The organism is Pseudomonas abietaniphila (assembly GCF_039697315.1).
Taxonomy (GTDB): domain Bacteria; phylum Pseudomonadota; class Gammaproteobacteria; order Pseudomonadales; family Pseudomonadaceae; genus Aquipseudomonas; species Aquipseudomonas abietaniphila_B.
The window spans coordinates 1,524,291-1,542,550 of sequence record NZ_CP155619.1 but is presented as its reverse complement, the minus strand read 5'-3'; the positions used below and the strand labels follow the sequence as shown (position 1 = coordinate 1,542,550).

Sequence of the window (18,260 nt, the reverse complement as noted above, 5' to 3'; positions counted from 1 at the left end):
ATCAAGTAAAAAACTGAGTGGCTTGGCTCGTTTGCCCGAATTTAACCATGGTGAACCTAGCCCTACGTGAACAATTTTGTTGCGCCCGAACAGAGTGCGCAGCACCCGACTACCGAGAAGCGAAGACAGGTATTTTCATTAGGAATAAGCGGTGGCCTACGGCAAAGTCAAACCTCAGGCTGCTCCCTCTCTCGCCGAACGGGGCAAGCGATGCGAGCAGCCCTCAGATTTTCGTCCCTGCAGTAATTTTCCATGCTGCCTTCCAGCAGCTGCGCGATGCCACGGGCGACTGCGTCCGGATCAGCCAGATTCGACAGCAGGCCGAAATCGCTTGCGGTCATTGGCTTGTACTTCAGCTTTCCGTCCCCGGTCATGGTGGTATGTCCGGGAGAACAGGCGGTTGCAGATCCTATTATTTGCTCAATTTCTGCTTTTCCGACTGTTCGGCCAACAACGATTGCGCTCTGCCTTGCGTTGTAGCTACTTATCAGGTACGAAGAGCCGACATCCATGTCCCAGTATGGCTTCACCACGATAGTGTGGATGACGTTTATCCCACAACTGACCAAGTCCCGAATGAGGTATGCCTCGCCGTTGTTGAGTCCGAACTGCAATCTTCCCGAATGCTCGTAGGGAAACTTGTGCTTTGCCTCCAGCACCCAGAGCAAATCCCCCACCAGCAAGACCCGGTCAATATTCCAGACCGAGCGAAACCATGGCTGTATACCCCAGTTGACCAGCAGCCGCGGAACTGCAACCTTTTCCGCCAACCGATTGCCGTAGGTCTCGCGAAGATAGCCCCAGAAGGAGGCCAACTGGCGGTCGGGCTTGCGAACACTATTATCGACCGCGTAGACCTTGGTACTCCTGACACTCAGCGTTCCCAACAGGTCTTCCAGTACCTCCCAGTTGCTTGCAGGTCTGCCCTCCCTTACAAGTCTCGCCCTAAATCCCGTCCCACCTATGTACTCAACTTGGTAGGTAGTAAAGACTTTGCCGAGCGCTATTAGATACCGCTTCAGGCCGGTCTGCTTCCGTTCCTTCCACGACAGAACGAAGGCATAGCTCTGTTTGAATGAGCTCGGATGACGCACAACGAATGTGTCCACGTCCAGAATGTGCACGTTCTCGCCTCCCACCGCGGCAGGAATCCGCTCGATTATCTGGTCGAAAAGACTTTCCACGACCATGCCTTCAGCAACCTGATGCTTGTCGTGGGAGAGAACATTGAAGCAGGTATTGGGATCTGTCAGGTCAAGCGACGCTAGAGCTCCCAGCGGCGTCATCATTCACGGCACCTCATGAAGTTGGCACTTATAAGCGCAATCTAGGAGCAGAGGTTCTAAAGTTAGGACCCCTGGGGAGTGGTATTGGAATTGTGGTGCTGCGCACGCCCGACCAGCGCCATCCCTTGAGCTTCCATCTCGCACGTTTGATGAATACTTATTGCAGGCTCCTGCGTACTAGAAATGCTTCCTCCGGATCCGCCTTTTACCCGGATTACGAAAGATCTGCACGAAATCGTTGGAGCCTACCCCTCTGTGATTTGCCGAGGTGCTGCATCAACGGTCGACAGATAGTTGGCTGCGACGCCTTGGCGAAGTTTCGTCCGGTAAAGTTCCGGCTGCCAGAGGAGATGAGCCAAGAGAATACCTGTAAACTGTCGGCGTGGACAAGTGGCACGTTGCCATCTATGCTGCGGTATATTTTAGACAGGGGGGCGTCAGAAATGACTGCTGTCGATTGGAATCTAATCTTCGACAATTGGGGTATCAAAAGCGTAGCCCCGACCGACAAAAGCAAGCAAGCATATGTCCTGTCTGCGGAACAGCACGCAGCGGTTATTGATGCAGATATTGCACCCTCTCTGGAGCGGCCAGCTACTCCCATCACAGTGGTGACACCACTGAGCCCTTACCGACAGACCGTCATCAGCTCTTTCTATAACGCTAAAAGATCAGCCAAGGCGAGCAGGGAGCCGGAACCGCGGATGGGCCGCGAGCTCATTAGAGTTTGGCTACAGGTGAATGACGCCGTGCTTATCGGCAACATCGGGCAAACGCTTTATGCAATCAAGATCGACTCGGTCGAGAACATGACAACCGCGGAAGTTATGCAAGAGATCGCTCGCAGATCACCACACTCTATGGTTTTGGCGCTCGCCTTAGAAGCAGCAGCAGGGCCTGTACGGAAAGACGTTATTAGGAGTGAGTTTGCTCGTAACCCATACGTTGTTGCGGCAGCTCTCCATAGGGCCCAGAACACCTGCGAAATGCCTGGTTGCGTCGCAAAGCTTTTTGAAAGAGATGACGGAAGTTCATATCTTGAAGCGCACCATATTATTCCTCTAAGCGAAAAAGGCCTAGACAGCCTCGATAATGTTGCAGCTCTTTGCCCTCATTGCCACCGCCAGCAACATCACAGCAGGGATCGTGTCGCATTGCGAATGCAGCTGAAAAATTATATAGAGTCTGTTTTCTGAAGTTTAAATCGGACTGCAGTTACCAGTAATGACTTCATAGATCGCAAAAAAGGAATGCTGACTGCAATATATATTCAGAGCGCTTGTAATCAATCTTTGGTAATTCCCAAAGTTGAAAGTATTGATCCTTCTGCACTTGCCGTGACTCAAGCAGTGCAGGGAGTTCATGAATGCTCTAAGGGGCGAGACTGAAGCTTGCAAACTAGCGCAGCCGTGGTGCTAAAACTTCTAGTGAGATTGACTTGGCGGGTTCAAATCCTTCGACGTTCCGGCCACTTAAACATTCGCCCTAATGATTTCCAGCTGTCAGTATTCCAAACGACCAAACTGCTTAAGTAGTCCCAGCTTGAGTTTAAGCTTATGTGACTGCGGCTCAGCGACTGAATGCGGTAACGGTCGCAGTACAGGTGCGGACGTGGCATCGCAACGTTCTTGTGCCGGTAACCAACCACAGCATCACCAAGCTGTTCCCACTTTCCGCGGAGACGCCGCGACTCAAGAGCGGCTGCACATTTGCAATGTCAATGGCCGGCCCTGATGACCGCACAAAGGGTAGAGGTATCCCAAGGGCGTCGTAGGTTAGGTAATTCCTGTTGGTCAGGCCGCTGGCTATGCCCCAACGCTTTGATCAAGTCCCCTTCTAGACCGCAAGGGCTGAGCGCCTCGTCATGCGGGTTTCCAGCCAATCCGTCCGCCTCGGTCTTATCAGACGCTGACATCGATAAAACTGGCATTCACCTCACTGCCATCGCCGCAAAAAAACGGCCGGACGCCCCGATACTTCTGATAAGGATCACCCCAATCGCAAAACCTGCACTGCCAGCCGCCACCAAGACGCGCGCGATTCAAGCGCCACCTCATGACCCCGCCTCTCATCCACCGTCAACACCTTCGGCATATCCCGCAACCGAATCCACGGCTCGCTGCGCCAGTGCAACAGGCTCACCGACAGCCCAGGCCACTGCAAATAGCTCAAACAAGGGCTGATCGCGTCCGGCGCTATCCCTTCATCCCGCAGACACGGTACCACCTCATTGGTAATCCACTGCCGCAAAGCGCGATTCTCGGCGTGATAGTGATGCACCAACATCGTGTAGACGCCTGATTCGCTGATCATCAACTCGTTTTCCTCGCCACACGCATCCACTAGCGTGACGAACCGGCGTTGATCCGCATCCAGCTTGCGCGTCGTACGATCGTTCAAGGGCCAGCCCATGAGGCGACCCATGTCGCGGGCACAGAACCAGACTTGGGATTCGAGGAGAAGGGTGCGCAGAGGGCGATTGTGGCGGTGGAAGGTGGTAGGGGTTAGTGAATTACTCATTTGCGACCTCCAAACCCCAGTGGGAGTCAGTCGGGGGCAGAGCATGGAAGAAATAGAAACTGCATGTTGTTATCACTGCTGTTCTCTTGGTTGAGCAAGGTGTCGGGAGCTAAGAAACCTACAGCAGAGAGGCCGGACGTATTCCCCTTACGGGTCTTGTATTGGTCCACTCCCGACATAACAGAGTTTTCAGACGCACAGGCAAAGGCTGCAGGTTCGAAAAAAGCCGCATGATATCGGAAGCGGTCTGGCCGCTGCTGTAGATTTCTCTGGTGCGTTTCTTAGGCGCGGTGCAAGGGTAGAGAGGTCTGGTCGAGCGGACAAGGAACAAAGCTGTAGGGCATTTCTGAAAAGTAGGTTGTCTGATAGCGGAGTAGACAGAGGCAGGGCTTAATGTGTACTGTTTTTATATACAGTATTGAGCCACCCCTTATCTATCCAAGCTCGCGAGTGATTTTGCTTATCAGGGCAAATGAAGAATTTACATCTCGCTGCATAGGGATAGAATGGTGACCGCTCGTCACAGCTTTGACCCAGAGGATAGCTTGGCCCATGAATCTTTTTGAAACGATACCCACAGATTTTCACTCATTGGGCCATTCCGCTCCGTCACCTGATCCACATCCTGCCGAAGACATGGCGCTTCTTCACAAACTGCTGGAAATTTACGATCAAGGCCAGTTGGCAGCAAAACTCCATGAGATCGGTTCCTCTCATTGCCGTGAAACCATAAATCGCTGGGTCAAGGGGAAAGCGTCGCCTCGGCTGTCGCACCGGGAATTCAAGCACCTTGAATCGCTGTTGCCTGAGAAGCCAACGACCAAAACCTCGTTTACGTTTATCGATCTGTTCGCGGGAATAGGTGGCATTCGCAAAGGTTTTGAGGCGATTGGTGGTGAGTGTGTTTTCACCTCTGAGTGGAACCCGTTCGCTGTGAGAACCTATAAAGCAAATCACTATTGCGACCCGGTCCATCATCGATTCAACCAAGATATCCGCACAGTGACTCTGTCTGATCGACCTGACGTTAGTGAGGACGAGGCCTATCACAACATCGATCGGGAAATTCCTGATCACGATGTTCTGCTCGCTGGTTTTCCTTGTCAGCCGTTTTCTTTGGCAGGCGTGTCCAAAAAGAATTCTCTCGGTCGCAAGCATGGTTTTGAGTGCGAGACGCAAGGCACTCTGTTTTTCGACGTAGCGAGAATTATCGCCGCCAAAAAACCCGCCGCGTTTTTACTGGAAAACGTCAAAAACTTGAAAAGCCATGATAAAGGCAACACTTTCCGCATTATCTGCGAGGCGTTAGACGAGCTTGGCTATGAGGTTGCGGACGTCAACGCACCCAAGGGGGCAGACCCTAAGGTCATCGACGCAAGGCATTTCTTGCCGCAGCATCGTGAACGAATTGTCTTGGTCGGCTTTCGCCGTGATCTGAATGTCCATGGCGGTTTCACATTAAAAGATATCGACAAGCTCATTCCCAGGCAGCGACCTACCTTCGGTGATCTGCTGGACAAAGAAGTGGACGACAAATACATCCTCACGCCGAAGCTGTGGGATTACCTTTACAGGTACGCCGAGAAGCATCGGCAGAAGGGTAACGGCTTTGGCTTCGGCTTGACCCGGGCTCACGATGTTGCACGTACGCTGTCCGCTCGTTATCACAAAGACGGTTCAGAAATTCTGGTGGACCGTGGGTTCTCGGAAGATCAGGACTTCAACAGCGAGTTGAATCAGCAGAACCGGCCGCGCAGGCTTACCCCGCATGAATGCTCCCGGCTGATGGGGTTCGACAAACCGGGTGAGAGCAAATTCGTCATCCCCGTTTCGGATACCCAAGCCTATCGGCAATTTGGTAACTCGGTTGCGGTTCCGGTTTTTGAGGCCGTGGCTAGATTGATGAAGGACCGAATCCTTCGCGCCAAGGCCAAAAACGAAGAGCATCGTCCTCAGCTGGAATTTGCCCTGCCTGCCTAAGGTCCAAATAGATTATTTTCTAACCCGGAGCATTGCGCTCCGGAGTGGAGGTTCTCTTGACCGACGTAGTAGATGCGGCAACCCGCTCCCGGATGATGTCCGGTATAAAAGGCAAAAACACCTCTCCCGAAATCCTCATTCGTAAAGCTTTGCACGGCAGAGGTTTTCGCTTTCGAATTCATGCTGATGAGCTCCCCGGAAAGCCCGATCTTGTGCTGCCCAAACACAAGGCAGCGGTCTTCGTTCACGGGTGCTTTTGGCACGGACATCGTTGCCGCTTCTTCAAGGTCCCTCAGACACGGTCTGATTTCTGGCTTGAGAAGATCGGCAAAAATCGTATGCGAGATGATCAGCAGATCGCGACCTTGCGCGCTTCCGGCTGGAGGGTCCTTGTGATCTGGGAATGTGCCGTGCGGTCAATGAAAAAGCAAAAGAGTACGGCGCTGGTCGACCTCATAGCGGAATGGCTTACCAGCAAATGTGAATACTTCCAGATGGACGAGGATGGCTTGGAGTCGGGTGCTTTGCACATCGAGTTGGCTGCACCGTTAAGGCTCAAGCCATGAACAGAGCGGTCGGGCGCTGACCTTGGCGCAGCGCCTCGGTGGGGTGGAGGTGCTACGCGCAATCGCTGTTTGTCAGCAGCCAGGCTACAGCGGGAGGACCAACGAGGGGCGTTTCAGATTTACCTCAATGTCGAAGAACTGCTTGAAAGTGATTACGTTCTCGTATGCCGAGTAGGCAGTTTCTTTCTCTTTAGCTTTCTTAAGGGACTCAGGCACAACGAGGTGAATGGAATTTCGTTCCATTTCGTCGATGGCCTCGCCTGATATTCTGTCGTCGACTGTGGCCAGGAAAATTGCTCCGAGTGGTTTCTCCAATGCCAGCTGTTTCCACCGTTCGCGCAAGGTAGTCTTCAACGAGACGATGATTGCATCACCATTGGTGTTCAGCGCTTTGACTCCCGGCAGTACGAAATCCGGACGGCGGCCACCGAAGACCACCTGAGCTTCATGGCGAATCCGGCCATCCCTGAAAAGCCTGCCCACGTGATGTTCAAACGATAGGCCAGCTCTGCTTTTTCGTGTCTGGGCTGCGCTGAGAAAAATTGAATCCAGTTCGGAAAAACCTCGCACCAGGTTGGTCACAGGATCGCCGACGCCGTGAAGCAGTAGCTTGGCAACTTGCGCCGTCCTGATTCGCAATTCAGCCTGTTTATAGATGGAGTACTCGATATCTCGGCTGATACGCATGACTGCGTTACCAGGCTCGGGAAGGGAAAACGGATTCATGTCATCGAATTTATTATCTGCCAGCCATTTGGCCTGTGCCTGTCCTGCCAGCAATTCCGGGGAAGGCAGCGTCTGCTGCTTGATGAATTGCTCCAGAGTTCTATCGTGGATCGCCTGCGTCAGTTCTGCGATGAGCAGATCGGTGTCTGACGCAGGTTCTATAAGCAGGGCCGGGTCGAACGTGCCGAAATGAAAGTCGGACTCGAGTTTGAATACAGTCTCGATTATCTCCGCTTCTTCGCTCACAGAATCCACGACGATGACCCAGTATTCAGCCCCGGCTTTTGTTTCCTTCAGCTTTCCAACAAGAAGTAACGATGCCGGGTTGAGTGACTGGAATTGCTCACGGGGAACACCTGTGTGCTGCCACTCATATCTTGGCCTTTCCTTCTCTATGTCGCCAGGGTGACGTTTCGAGAAGTGCTTGATTGTGGACGTCTTCAGCTCTCCTGAGGCTGGCCAAAACGTCGGATATTTAATGTCGAAGATGTGCGGTTTTTCAGGGTTTGAGCTTGTTAGCACCGGAAAGAAATCAGATTCTGCCGTAGCGCGAGGGATGAAAAAACCATTCTGATGACCATTCTTTGGGTCGTCGGCCCACGAGGTATCATTGCGAGACAGCTTCTTGATGAAGATGCTCTTGCTCTCATTGACCAGTGTAGAAATCTCGCTCCATTCGGGATGGAAACCCATCGTCACTCTCCATTCTTTATTTTCTGGGCGAGCTGTTGCTGGCTCTACCTCTTAACTTACAACCATCAGGTGGTTATTTCGTGTGTCCGATTTTCTTCGATACCAAACTCCGGAAGCAAGGAGGCCGGACCCCTGTTCCTTATAAAGCGTTTGAGAATGAGGTGCACGAAACAAAAAAAGGCCACCATCGCTGGCAGCCCTTTCGCTTGAAGCAGTTAACCCAGGATCAAATCAATCCCAGCTCAAAGCCCCACCTGTCTGATACTCAATCACGCGCGTCTCAAAGAAGTTCTTCTCTTTCTTCAAGTCCATGATCTCGCTCATCCATGGGAACGGGTTGGTGGTCCCTGGGTACTCTTCCTTCAGACCGATCTGCGACAGGCGACGGTTGGCGATGAATTTGAGGTAGTCCTCCATCATCGCTGCGTTCATGCCCAGTACGCCGCGAGGCATGGTGTCGCGGGCGTATTCGATCTCGAGCTGGGTGCCTTGCAGAATCATCTGGCTGGCTTCTTCCTTCAGTTCGGCGTCCCACAGGTGTGGGTTTTCGATTTTGATCTGGTTGATCACGTCGATGCCGAAGTTCAGGTGCATGGACTCGTCGCGCAGGATGTATTGGAACTGTTCTGCGACGCCGGTCATTTTGTTGCGGCGGCCCATGGAGAGGATCTGGGTGAAGCCGCAGTAGAAGAAGATGCCTTCCAGAACGCAGTAGTAGGCGATCAGGTTGCGCAGCAGTTCTTTGTCGGTCTCGACGGTGCCGGTGTTGAATTCCGGGTCGGAGATGGCGCGGGTGTATTTGAGGCCCCAGGCCGCTTTTTTAGCGACCGACGGGATCTCGTGGTACATGTTGAAGATCTCGCCTTCGTCCATGCCCAGCGATTCGATGCAGTACTGGTAGGCGTGGGTGTGGATCGCTTCCTCGAAGGCCTGGCGCAGGATGTACTGGCGGCATTCAGGGTTGGTGATGAGGCGATACACGGCCAGCGCGAGGTTGTTGGCAACCAGGGAGTCGGCGGTGGAGAAGAAGCCGAGGTTGCGCATGACGATACGGCGTTCGTCGTCGGTCAGGCCTTCCGGGTTACGCCATACGGCGATGTCGGCGGTCATGTTGACTTCTTGCGGCATCCAGTGGTTTGCGCAGCCGTCCAGGTATTTCTGCCAGGCCCAGTCGTACTTGAAAGGCACGAGTTGGTTGAGGTCGGCGCGGCAGTTGATCATGCGCTTTTCGTCGACGGCAACGCGGGCAGCGGAGCCTTCGAGTTCGGCCAGACCTTCGGCGATGTCGAGTTTGTTCAGGGCAGCCTTGGCGCGGGCCACGGCGGCAGAGTCGTTGGCGTTGGCAGCGCGTGCTTCCAGCGCGGCAGCACCACCGGCGCTGTCGAGTTTGTCCATGGCAGCTTCAGAAGCGTGGCCGGCGTTGGCGCCTTTGGCGGGTTCAGCGGCGTCTTCTTTGTCGAATTCGTCCCAGCTCAGCATGGTGGTGAGGCTCCTGCTTGAGGACCGCGTTGGCGGTCGATTGGATTTTAAAGTCGGCGTTGCCAGCGGTGCATGTCGCATAGGCTGGCAACGGGAATAGATTGGGTGTAGCTCAGGGTCTTACTGTGACTGATCAACGAAGACGAGAATCGTCATTTCGGATCGATCGGCGAACGTGCTGCGAAGGCCACCTGTGGCAGGCCGGCGAAGCGGGTCAACGGGGCTGTTTTCAGAGTGCCAGCTTTGCAATGTGCAAACGGTCATTTTGAGTACCCTGGGTGAGCGCGGGATTATACAGATTTTGCCCTGCGCGGGTTCGTCCCTGACGGAATTTGAGGGTCGAATTGCCTTCATTTTCCTCCGCATCCTTCGCCAAGCCGTGCTTGAAGAACAACACGTTGAGATTAGAGGTTAATCACGTATCTAGTGTTTAACGCTGAAGCGAGACACATCATATAGTGTGTCCTGGCCATCGGCAATCAGCGGATCAGATCGGATTTCGACGAATTCATCCGTGCTGATTGGGATCAAGGCTTTTGATAATGCGCTGAGGTTGCGTATCCAGAGGCGTGCAGGGGACAGGACTCGAAAATCAGTATTGGATACCCATTGGAAATGAAGAGCCAAATTGTGACGTAATCGACGAGTGGCCCCTATCAGGCGATGTCGGCCGTCAGGACTAATCGGCGAATATTCAGCTACGGATTGCCTGACCCACACACTGCTCGAACACCCTCACCAGCCCCTCATAATCACATCCCACGGCGTCGATATTGGCTTGTATCCATTCGGCGGGCTGGACCGGCCACCAACTGATTTCATACCCTGCGTTGACGATGATGTGTTCGAACAGGATCCGTTGTGCACGGCCATTGCCTTCGCGGAAGGGATGAACCACGTTCAGGTCGCCGAACAGTTCCGCGCAGGCGTTGATCAGATTGACGCGGTCCAGGCCCTGAAAACCGTTGGCGTCGGCAAGCATCTTGAACAGTTTGTTGGCTTCGGGCTCGATGCGGCTGGTGACGCAAAAGTGGGTGTCATTCCTGGAAATGTCGACGATGCGCAGTTGGCCTGCCCAATCGTACAAGTCTGAAAATAGCCTGTGATGGATTTGCTGGAGGTAGGCGAGATCGTAGGGCGGCGGTGCAAAGTCGATGGAATCGGCTGCTACTTCGGAAAGCGCGCGTTCAGCTTCAGCCAGGATCTGTTCGTCATGGATTCCGAAACGGTTACGCAGGATCGCTGTATCGGGAAAGCAATAGGGATCTTGGCCGGTGCCGTATTTGTCGAGCGTCACGCCTTTTTGCCACTGTAGATTTTCAACAGTTCTTCTCGAGTGAGGAGAGGACGTTCAGCATCAGCGGGTGTGCTGGGGAAACCTTCCAGGCGCAGGCTGGCAGCGTAGTTGGATTTGCGCGTTTTGGCGCAATAGGCCTTTTTGGCTTCGAGAGAGGGAGTTGGCATAAACAGGCCTCGTTTCGCGATGAGGCAATTGTAGCGGATTCGATGCGGGGAGGGTGTCGCGGGGTGTCGTGAGCAAAGCACATGAAGAGGTGAGGGGGGCTTCGGTGGGAGGCTTTGGCGGCAATCTTTGGTGATTGTGCGGACCTCTTCGTGAGCAAGCTCACTCCCACAGGTCATGTGGGGTAGACGGTATCTCGGTAGGGCTGAGGCAAAGAGGTTGGAGGTGACGGCCTCTTCGTCCGGTTACGGCCCAGACCCAACGCGCTTCTACAGAAGCGCGTTGGCCATGACGGCGCTACTTGCGTAGCGCCATTCTGTTTACTGGCAGGCTTCGCAATCCGGCTCGTCGATCGCGCAGGCTTTAGGCACTGGCGCTGGACCGGCTGGCGCTGCTTCGGCTGGACGCGGGGCGGTGATCGCCGAGTCGTCCGGGCCGTGGCCGCCGCTGGAAACGGCGTTGAGCTTGCCGGTGTTGATGGTCGACTTCTCGGTGCTGGTCGCGGCCAGGGCACGGAGGTAGTAGGTGGTTTTCAGACCACGGTACCAGGCCATGCGGTAGGTCACGTCCAGTTTCTTGCCCGAAGCGCCAGCGATGTACAGGTTCAGGGACTGAGCCTGGTCTATCCACTTCTGACGACGGCTGGCGGCGTCAACGATCCACTTGGTGTCCACTTCGAACGCGGTGGCGTACAGGTCTTTGAGTTCCTGCGGGATGCGCTCGATCTGTTGTACCGAACCGTCGTAGTACTTGAGGTCGTTGATCATGACCGAGTCCCACAGATCGCGTGCCTTGAGGTCGCGAACCAGGTACGGGTTGATCACGGTGAATTCGCCCGAGAGGTTCGATTTCACGTACAGGTTCTGGTAGGTCGGTTCGATCGACTGCGACACGCCGGTGATGTTGGCGATGGTTGCGGTCGGTGCGATGGCCATGATGTTCGAGTTACGAATGCCTTTCTGAACGCGAGCACGCACTGGCGCCCAGTCCAGGGTCTCTTCCAGGTCAACGTCGATGTACTTCTGGCCACGGGCTTCGATCAGGATCTGTTGCGAATCCAGCGGCAGGATGCCTTTGGACCACAGCGAACCCTGGAACGTCTCGTAGGCACCGCGCTCATCCGCCAGGTCACAGGAAGCCTGGATCGCGTAGTAGCTGACGGCTTCCATCGAACGGTCGGCGAACTGCACGGCAGCGTCGGAACCGTAAGGGATGTGCTGCAGGTACAGCGCGTCCTGGAAGCCCATGATGCCCAGACCGACCGGACGGTGACGGAAGTTGGAGTTCCTGGCTTGCGGCACGGAGTAGTAATTGATGTCGATGACGTTATCGAGCATGCGAACGGCTACGTCGATGGTGCGCTTGAGCTTGTCGGTGTCCAGCTTGCCGTTGACGATGTGGTTCGGCAGGTTGATCGAGCCCAGGTTGCAGACCGCGATCTCGTCCTTGTTGGTGTTCAGGGTGATCTCGGTGCACAGGTTCGAGCTGTGGACCACGCCCACGTGCTGCTGCGGCGAACGCAGGTTGCACGGGTCTTTGAAGGTCAGCCAAGGGTGGCCGGTTTCAAACAGCATGGACAGCATTTTGCGCCACAGGTCTTTGGCCTGGATGGTCTTGAACAGCTTGACCTTGCCTGGGTACTCGGTCAGCGCTTCGTAGTACTCGTAGCGCTCTTCGAAGGCTTTACCGGTCAGGTCGTGCAGATCAGGGACTTCGGATGGCGAGAACAGGGTCCATTTGCCGTCGTCGAAGACACGCTTCATGAACAGGTCAGGGATCCAGTTGGCGGTGTTCATGTCGTGGGTACGACGACGATCATCACCGGTGTTCTTGCGCAGCTCGATGAACTCTTCGATGTCCATGTGCCAGGTTTCCAGGTAGGCACAGACAGCGCCTTTGCGCTTGCCGCCCTGGTTCACTGCCACAGCGGTGTCGTTGACCACTTTCAGGAATGGCACGACGCCTTGGGATTTGCCGTTGGTGCCCTTGATGTACGAGCCCAGCGCGCGAACCGGTGTCCAGTCGTTGCCCAGACCGCCTGCGAATTTGGACAGCATCGCGTTGTCGTGGATGGCGTGGTAAATGCCCGACAGGTCATCCGGAACGGTGGTCAGGTAGCAGCTCGACAGCTGTGGCCGCAGGGTGCCGGCGTTGAACAGTGTCGGGGTCGAGGCCATGTAGTCGAAGGACGACAACAGGTTGTAGAACTCGATGGCGCGGTCTTCACGGGCTTTCTCTTCGATTGCCAGGCCCATGGCCACGCGCATGAAGAAGATCTGCGGCAGTTCGAAACGCACGCCGTCCTTGTGGATGAAGTAACGGTCGTACAGGGTCTGCAGGCCCAGGTAGGTGAACTGCTGGTCGCGCTCGTGGTTGATCGCCTTGCCCAGTTTTTCCAGGTCGAATTCGGCCAGAACAGGGTTCAGCAGTTCGAACTCGATACCTTTGGCGACGTAAGCCGGCAGGGCCTTGGCGTACAGGTCGGCCATTTCGTGGTGAGTGGCGCTATCCGCAACGTTCAGGAAGCCCAGGCCTTCGGCACGCAGGGTGTCCATCAGCAGGCGCGCGGTCACGAACGAGTAGTTCGGCTCACGCTCTACGAGGGTACGCGCGGTCATCACCAGGGCGGTGTTGACGTCGGTCAGCGCAACGCCGTCGTACAGGTTTTTCAGGGTTTCATTCTGGATCAGGTTGGCATCAACCTCGGCCAGGCCTTCACACGCTTCGGTGATGATGGTGTTCAGGCGGCCCATGTCCAGCGGCGCGAGGCTGCCGTCCTTGGTGGTGATACGGATCGACGGGTGAGCCTGTACAGGGGCTTCGCCGCCACGACCGGCGCGCTCTTTGGAGCGTTCGTTGCGGTAGATCACGTAGTCGCGAGCCACTTTTTGCTCGCCGGCGCGCATCAGCGCCAGTTCTACCTGATCCTGAATTTCTTCGATGTGGATGGTGCCGCCCGACGGCATGCGACGCTTGAAGGTCGCGGTGACTTGTTCGGTCAGGCGTGCAACGGTGTCGTGGATACGCGACGACGCGGCGGCGGTACCGCCTTCAACTGCGAGGAAAGCCTTGGTGATGGCGACGGTGATCTTGTCATCGGTGTACGGAACAACGGTGCCGTTACGCTTGATCACGCGCAGCTGACCCGGTGCGGTCGCGGACAGGTCCTGCTGGGTCGCACCTGTCTGCGGCGCAATGGCCTGAGGATTCTCGCGAGTTGTGTCTGTTTGCATGGGTGTCTCCACGTTCTCTATGTTTATTTGGACGCTGTAGGCGTCCACCGTTCCGTCTTGAGGCAGTTGACTGACAAACGCCAGTCCAATGACTTCAAAACGGATGGGAAGGCTGAAGGAGGCCGACCCTGGCTTTGAAGTCCAAAAGGGCGCGGTTCTGAGTCCGTCGCCCTGTAAAAATTCGATGCAGAATGCACACTTAATGTTGCAACACTTGTACCGTTACGCGCAGATCATGAAGCCTGAGTGTCTGCCATTCGCGTGTGAGCGGTCAGGCGGTAAAACCGGGGCATTTCAACCCGTTTGATGCGAGAAAAAGTGCTTGAAATCTCTCGGTCACTTGTGTTTGGTTTTTCGAGCCAACCCCTACATGTAGGGTCTCCACGAGCGACGGGGTACAAGATAATGCGTTTCGGACACCAATTGCAACGTTCCTGACAGGCTTAACCTGTGGATAAAGCTGTGTGTAATTTGTGTGCGAAACGACGAAGTCGCGTGTAGGCCGCATGGGGACTGGGATGAGCCGCCGACGCGTGATTTTTCGAGGGTGAAAATCAATTTCCCGGTTTTTTGCGGGCGCGAACCCTATCACAAAATATGGGGTTGGCAAGGACGACGGACGGGTGGTTTGGCATGTCGTGTGTCATGTTGGGTGAGTGGGTACTATTGCGTCGGATCAACACCGTTCTGTAGGAGCGTGGCTTGTCCCGCGATCTGTTGCGCAGCGACAGTCCATCCAGCAAATGCATGTTTCAGACAAAAAGCGTTGTCCGATTTTACGGCCGGTTCCCGGCCGATCGCGGGACAAGCCACGCTCCTACAATGGATATATCGCGGCGCTATTAATAAGAACAAACACCAGGAGATACGGACCGTGCAGCAAGAACCCTGGCAGGTGCTGATCGTCGAGGACGATCAACGACTCGCCGAGCTGACCCGCGATTACCTTGAGAGCAACGGCCTGCGTGTCGGTGTGGAGAGCGATGGCGCGCAGGCGGCGCAGCGGATTATCGAGGAGCAGCCGGATCTGGTGATTCTCGACCTCATGCTGCCGGGCGAGGACGGTCTGAGCATTTGCCGCAAGGTGCGTAATCGATACGACGGCCCGATCCTCATGCTCACTGCGCGCACCGACGACAGCGATCAGGTTCAGGGGCTGGACATGGGGGCCGATGATTTCGTCTGCAAACCCGTTCACCCGCGTGTGCTGCTGGCGCGTATTCATGCGCTGTTGAGGCGCAGCGAAGCGGCCGAGGCGCCGACCCGGGAGCAGCGTCGATTGGTCTTCGGTCCGCTGGTGGTGGATAACGCGTTGCGCGAAGCGTGGCTCAATGAAAAAAGCATCGACTTGACCAGCGCCGAATTCGACCTGTTGTGGCTGTTGGTCGCCAACGCCGGCAGGATTCTGTCCCGCGAGGAAATCTTCACCGCGCTCAGAGGCGTTGGCTACGACGGTCAGGACCGCTCCATCGATGTGCGCATCTCGAAAATCCGCCCCCGAATCGGCGATGACCCGATTCATCCGCGCCTGATCAAGACCGTGCGCAGCAAGGGGTATCTGTTCGTGCCGGAAGCCGCCAGGGACATGAACAACTTCATGCTCAACGGCTGACCCATGCATTCCATCTTCCTGCGTATCTATGGCGGCATGCTCGGCGTCCTGGTGCTGGTGGCGCTGCTCGGCGTGCTCACGTTGCACCTGGCGAACAAGGTGCGCGGGGAGCAGTACCGCGAGCATCTGGCTCAAGGCACCTTCACGCTGATGGCCGACAACCTTAAGTTGATGGACAACATCGAGCGCACGCGGGCGCTGGCGGTGTGGGAACGTTTGCTGGGCATTCCGCTGGTGCTGGAAACCGCCGAACAGGCGCATCTGGACGGCGGCGCGCGCAATCGCCTGAGTCGCGGCCAGGTGGTGGTGGAACAGACCGGCCCTCACGCCGCGCGGGTGTTCCGTGAAGTCGAGGCTGCCGTGTCCGGCAAGCCGGGCAGCGCGGTGTTATTGACCGGCGAAGTGCAACAGATCAGCGAGCAACTGGCTCGCGCGACGATTTTCCTGCTGCTCGACGAACTAGTGCGCTATCCCGTCGATGAGCAGCCGGTGAGGCTGGAAACCCTGCGTCTGAGCAAGGGTTTCGGGTTCGACATGCACCTGATCAAGCTGGATAAGGTCGATGTCGATGATGACCAGCGTCGGCGTCTCGATGAAGGCGACACGGTGATGGCGCTGGGCAAGGGCGGCGACGCGATCCGCGTGCTGTCTGGTGTCGGCGAAACCCCATGGGTGCTGGAGATAGGCCCGCTGTACCAGTTCAACCCTTATCCACCTGAATTACTGGTGCTGATTGCCTTTCTCGGCCTGTGCCTGATCGGGTTGGTGGTGTATTTGCTGGTGCGCCGTCTGGAGCATCGCCTGCGCGGCCTTGAAGCGGCCGCGACGCAGATCGCCCAGGGCAGCCTGGAAACCCGCGTGCCGACCACGGGCACGGACTCGGTGGGGCGACTCGCGCAAGCTTTCAACGGCATGGCCGAGCATTTGCAGCGTTCCCTGACGATTCAGCGTGAACTGGTGCGCGCGGTGTCCCACGAACTGCGCACGCCGGTGGCGCGTCTGCGTTTCGGGCTGGAGATGATCGCCGACGCCAGCACCCCGGAGGCGCGGCACAAGTACATGGTCGGCATGGACAACGACATTCAGGACCTCGACAAGCTGGTGGACGAGATGCTGACCTACGCGCGGCTGGAGCAGGGCTCGCCGACCCTGAACTTCCAGCGCATCGACCTCGACGCCTTGATCAATCAGGTCATCGCCGAACTGTCGCCGCTGCGGGCCAATGTGACGGTGACGCGCGGGCAGTGCATCTCTGTCAGCGACGATGCCTCGTCAGGAAATGAGGCCTGGGTGGAAGCGGAGCCGCGTTACTTGCATCGGGCGTTACAGAATCTGGTCAGCAATGCGATGCGTCATGCCGAATCCGAGGTGCGGGTGGGTTATCAATTGAGTCAGGAACGCTGCCGCATTGATGTCGAAGACGACGGCCCCGGCGTGCCGGAAAGCGCGTGGGACCGTATCTTCACCCCGTTCATGCGCCTGGACGACAGCCGCACGCGGGCGTCGGGCGGGCATGGTCTCGGGTTGTCGATCGTGCGACGCATCATTTATTGGCACGCCGGGCGCGCGCTGATCGGGCGCAGCCAGGCATTGGGCGGGGCGTGTTTCAGCCTGGCCTGGCCGCGTCAGCAAGGTGATGCGTGAGGCGCGATGTGTTTGAAGGGGCCTTGGCCGGCTTTGCGAAAACCCTGGTGCTCGACGAGGCGCGCCCGGTTGTGCCCTTGGCTGAGTTGCTGCGCCGGGAGACGCTGGATCGCCTGCTATTGCAGGTGTACGGTCCGGAATTGATGCCTGACCAGCAACCGGTGCTGGTGTCGCAATGGATGAAGTACTACGCGATGCAGCTGATTCCGCCGGTAATGGTGGCGAGTCTGGTGCATGGCGTGAGTTGGCCGTTAGCTGTTGATCAACTGTCGTTCGCACTGCATGAGCGAGGTTTTCTCGATGGCGTGCGTTTTGAAGGGGCTCTGTTTGACGCGTCGAACTCGGGTGATCCGTTCGAGCGTTTCGCGCCGCTGCTCGACAACCTGCAGCAAGTGATTGACCGCTTGAGCGCCTACGGCAGCGTCGCGCCCGGCGTGCTGTGGGGCAATGCCGGAGATTATCTGGAAACCTGTCTGCGTGAGTTAGCGGCGGTCAGCGACGTGTCGCTGGCACCCGGTTACGGGTTGTTGCGCGAAAGACTAAAGCCGGATGGCACGCGTAATCCGCTGTTCAACGCGATTACCTATATAGAAGGGAACGACGGGCAGTCGCTCAGGCAGCGGCGCAGTTGCTGCTTGAGTCATCGGGTTGAGTGGGTGGGGCGGTGTGAGCATTGTCCGTTGTCACGCTGACCTGCAGGAGCGCGCTACGATCGTTCCCACGCTCTGAGTGAAATTGCCTGTCGGGCCGCTCTACGTGCAAGTTGACGCAGAGCGTCAACCACTGCGTTACCACGCCGAGCGTGGGAACGATCAGGATCGCGGGGTCGGACCATGGGAGTAAATCTGTGGGAGCGAATTCATTCGCGAAGCATCTGGCAGACGACCTGCATGTGTCGACCCTGCCGGCCAATCGCGCATGAATTCGCTCCCACAGATCTGAGTGCAATGCATCCACGGCTGGCTGTACATCAAACGGTGGGCGTTAGCTTGCTGACGAATGCGGAGTGTCATTCAGCCGTGATGGGTCTGGCGCGTAGCATTCGTTCGGATGCAGCGC

At 56.3% G+C, this 18,260-nt stretch carries 13 protein-coding genes; 6 read left to right on the top strand and 7 right to left on the bottom strand.

All coding sequences use genetic code 11. From position 1 onward, the window contains the following. Positions 1–167: 167 nt before the first annotated feature. Positions 168–1,289 (bottom strand): hypothetical protein, encoded by a 1,122-nt coding sequence (locus ABDX87_RS06825; RefSeq protein ID WP_346832188.1) that lies wholly within the window; start codon positions 1,287–1,289, stop codon positions 168–170. Between the two features lie 440 nt (positions 1,290–1,729). Here ABDX87_RS06825 and ABDX87_RS06820 point away from each other — a divergent pair, with 440 nt between their 5' ends. Continuing rightward, positions 1,730–2,482 (top strand): HNH endonuclease, encoded by a 753-nt coding sequence (locus tag ABDX87_RS06820; RefSeq protein ID WP_346832187.1) that lies wholly within the window; start codon positions 1,730–1,732, stop codon positions 2,480–2,482. Between the two features lie 793 nt (positions 2,483–3,275). Here the strand turns inward: ABDX87_RS06820 and ABDX87_RS06815 are convergent. Beyond that, the gene (locus ABDX87_RS06815) at positions 3,276–3,806 is read right to left on the bottom strand and encodes a BRO-N domain-containing protein (protein WP_346832186.1); all 531 of its coding nucleotides are present in this window, start codon (positions 3,804–3,806) and stop codon (positions 3,276–3,278) included. A 552-nt stretch (positions 3,807–4,358) separates the two neighbouring features. Between ABDX87_RS06815 and dcm the strand changes: the two genes are divergently transcribed. After that, positions 4,359–5,786, top strand: a complete 1,428-nt coding sequence (gene dcm, locus ABDX87_RS06810; protein WP_346832185.1) for a DNA (cytosine-5-)-methyltransferase — start codon at positions 4,359–4,361, stop codon at positions 5,784–5,786. Between the two features lie 56 nt (positions 5,787–5,842). After that, on the top strand, positions 5,843–6,352 hold the full coding sequence (locus ABDX87_RS06805) for a very short patch repair endonuclease (RefSeq protein WP_346832184.1): 510 nt from the start codon (positions 5,843–5,845) through the stop codon (positions 6,350–6,352). Positions 6,353–6,436: 84 nt separating this feature from the next. Here the strand turns inward: ABDX87_RS06805 and ABDX87_RS06800 are convergent, their stop codons facing one another. The 5 genes from ABDX87_RS06800 to ABDX87_RS06780 all read right to left on the bottom strand — a co-directional run bounded on the left by ABDX87_RS06800 (position 6,437) and on the right by ABDX87_RS06780 (position 13,945). Continuing rightward, positions 6,437–7,771 carry a type II restriction endonuclease gene (locus tag ABDX87_RS06800; RefSeq protein ID WP_346832183.1) on the bottom strand — a complete coding sequence of 445 codons (1,335 nt, stop codon included), beginning with the start codon at positions 7,769–7,771 and terminating at the stop codon, positions 6,437–6,439. 231 nt (positions 7,772–8,002) lie between these two features. Further along, on the bottom strand, positions 8,003–9,250 hold the full coding sequence (locus ABDX87_RS06795) for a ribonucleotide-diphosphate reductase subunit beta (protein WP_062379979.1): 1,248 nt from the start codon (positions 9,248–9,250) through the stop codon (positions 8,003–8,005). A 694-nt stretch (positions 9,251–9,944) separates the two neighbouring features. After that, positions 9,945–10,547, bottom strand: a complete 603-nt coding sequence (locus tag ABDX87_RS06790) for a putative adenosine monophosphate-protein transferase Fic (RefSeq protein ID WP_346832182.1) — start codon at positions 10,545–10,547, stop codon at positions 9,945–9,947. Then, complete coding sequence (locus tag ABDX87_RS06785; RefSeq protein WP_346832181.1) at positions 10,544–10,714, bottom strand: YhfG family protein; 171 nt, start codon at positions 10,712–10,714, stop codon at positions 10,544–10,546. The genes ABDX87_RS06790 and ABDX87_RS06785 overlap by 4 nt, the downstream gene beginning before the upstream one ends. A gap of 318 nt (positions 10,715–11,032) precedes the next feature. Beyond that, a complete protein-coding gene (locus ABDX87_RS06780; protein WP_346832180.1) occupies positions 11,033–13,945 on the bottom strand; it encodes a ribonucleoside-diphosphate reductase subunit alpha in 2,913 nt (970 codons plus the stop codon). 874 nt (positions 13,946–14,819) lie between these two features. Between ABDX87_RS06780 and ABDX87_RS06775 the strand changes: the two genes are divergently transcribed. From ABDX87_RS06775 to fhuF, 3 genes are read left to right on the top strand one after another with little or no spacing between them, the layout of a single operon-like run. Continuing rightward, positions 14,820–15,557, top strand: a complete 738-nt coding sequence (locus ABDX87_RS06775; RefSeq protein ID WP_346832179.1) for a response regulator — start codon at positions 14,820–14,822, stop codon at positions 15,555–15,557. A gap of 3 nt (positions 15,558–15,560) precedes the next feature. Next, complete coding sequence (locus ABDX87_RS06770) at positions 15,561–17,201, top strand: ATP-binding protein (RefSeq protein ID WP_346832178.1); 1,641 nt, start codon at positions 15,561–15,563, stop codon at positions 17,199–17,201. Next, positions 17,198–17,893, top strand: coding sequence for a siderophore-iron reductase FhuF (fhuF, locus tag ABDX87_RS06765; protein WP_346832177.1), 696 nt, complete (start codon positions 17,198–17,200; stop codon positions 17,891–17,893). The genes ABDX87_RS06770 and fhuF overlap by 4 nt, the downstream gene beginning before the upstream one ends. Positions 17,894–18,260 lie beyond the last annotated feature (367 nt).

What these genes read in the sequence shown, in the direction of transcription:
- ABDX87_RS06825 (WP_346832188.1), bottom strand. Translation starts at nt 1,289, where the DNA reads ATGATGACGCCGCTGGGAGCTCTAGCGTCGCTTGACCTGACAGATCCC.
- ABDX87_RS06820 (WP_346832187.1), top strand. Translation starts at nt 1,730, where the DNA reads ATGACTGCTGTCGATTGGAATCTAATCTTCGACAATTGGGGTATCAAA.
- ABDX87_RS06815 (WP_346832186.1), bottom strand. Translation starts at nt 3,806, where the DNA reads ATGAGTAATTCACTAACCCCTACCACCTTCCACCGCCACAATCGCCCT.
- dcm (WP_346832185.1), top strand. Translation starts at nt 4,359, where the DNA reads ATGAATCTTTTTGAAACGATACCCACAGATTTTCACTCATTGGGCCAT.
- ABDX87_RS06800 (WP_346832183.1), bottom strand. Translation starts at nt 7,771, where the DNA reads ATGGGTTTCCATCCCGAATGGAGCGAGATTTCTACACTGGTCAATGAG.
- ABDX87_RS06795 (WP_062379979.1), bottom strand. Translation starts at nt 9,250, where the DNA reads ATGCTGAGCTGGGACGAATTCGACAAAGAAGACGCCGCTGAACCCGCC.
- ABDX87_RS06785 (WP_346832181.1), bottom strand. Translation starts at nt 10,714, where the DNA reads ATGCCAACTCCCTCTCTCGAAGCCAAAAAGGCCTATTGCGCCAAAACG.
- ABDX87_RS06780 (WP_346832180.1), bottom strand. Translation starts at nt 13,945, where the DNA reads ATGCAAACAGACACAACTCGCGAGAATCCTCAGGCCATTGCGCCGCAG.
- ABDX87_RS06770 (WP_346832178.1), top strand. Translation starts at nt 15,561, where the DNA reads ATGCATTCCATCTTCCTGCGTATCTATGGCGGCATGCTCGGCGTCCTG.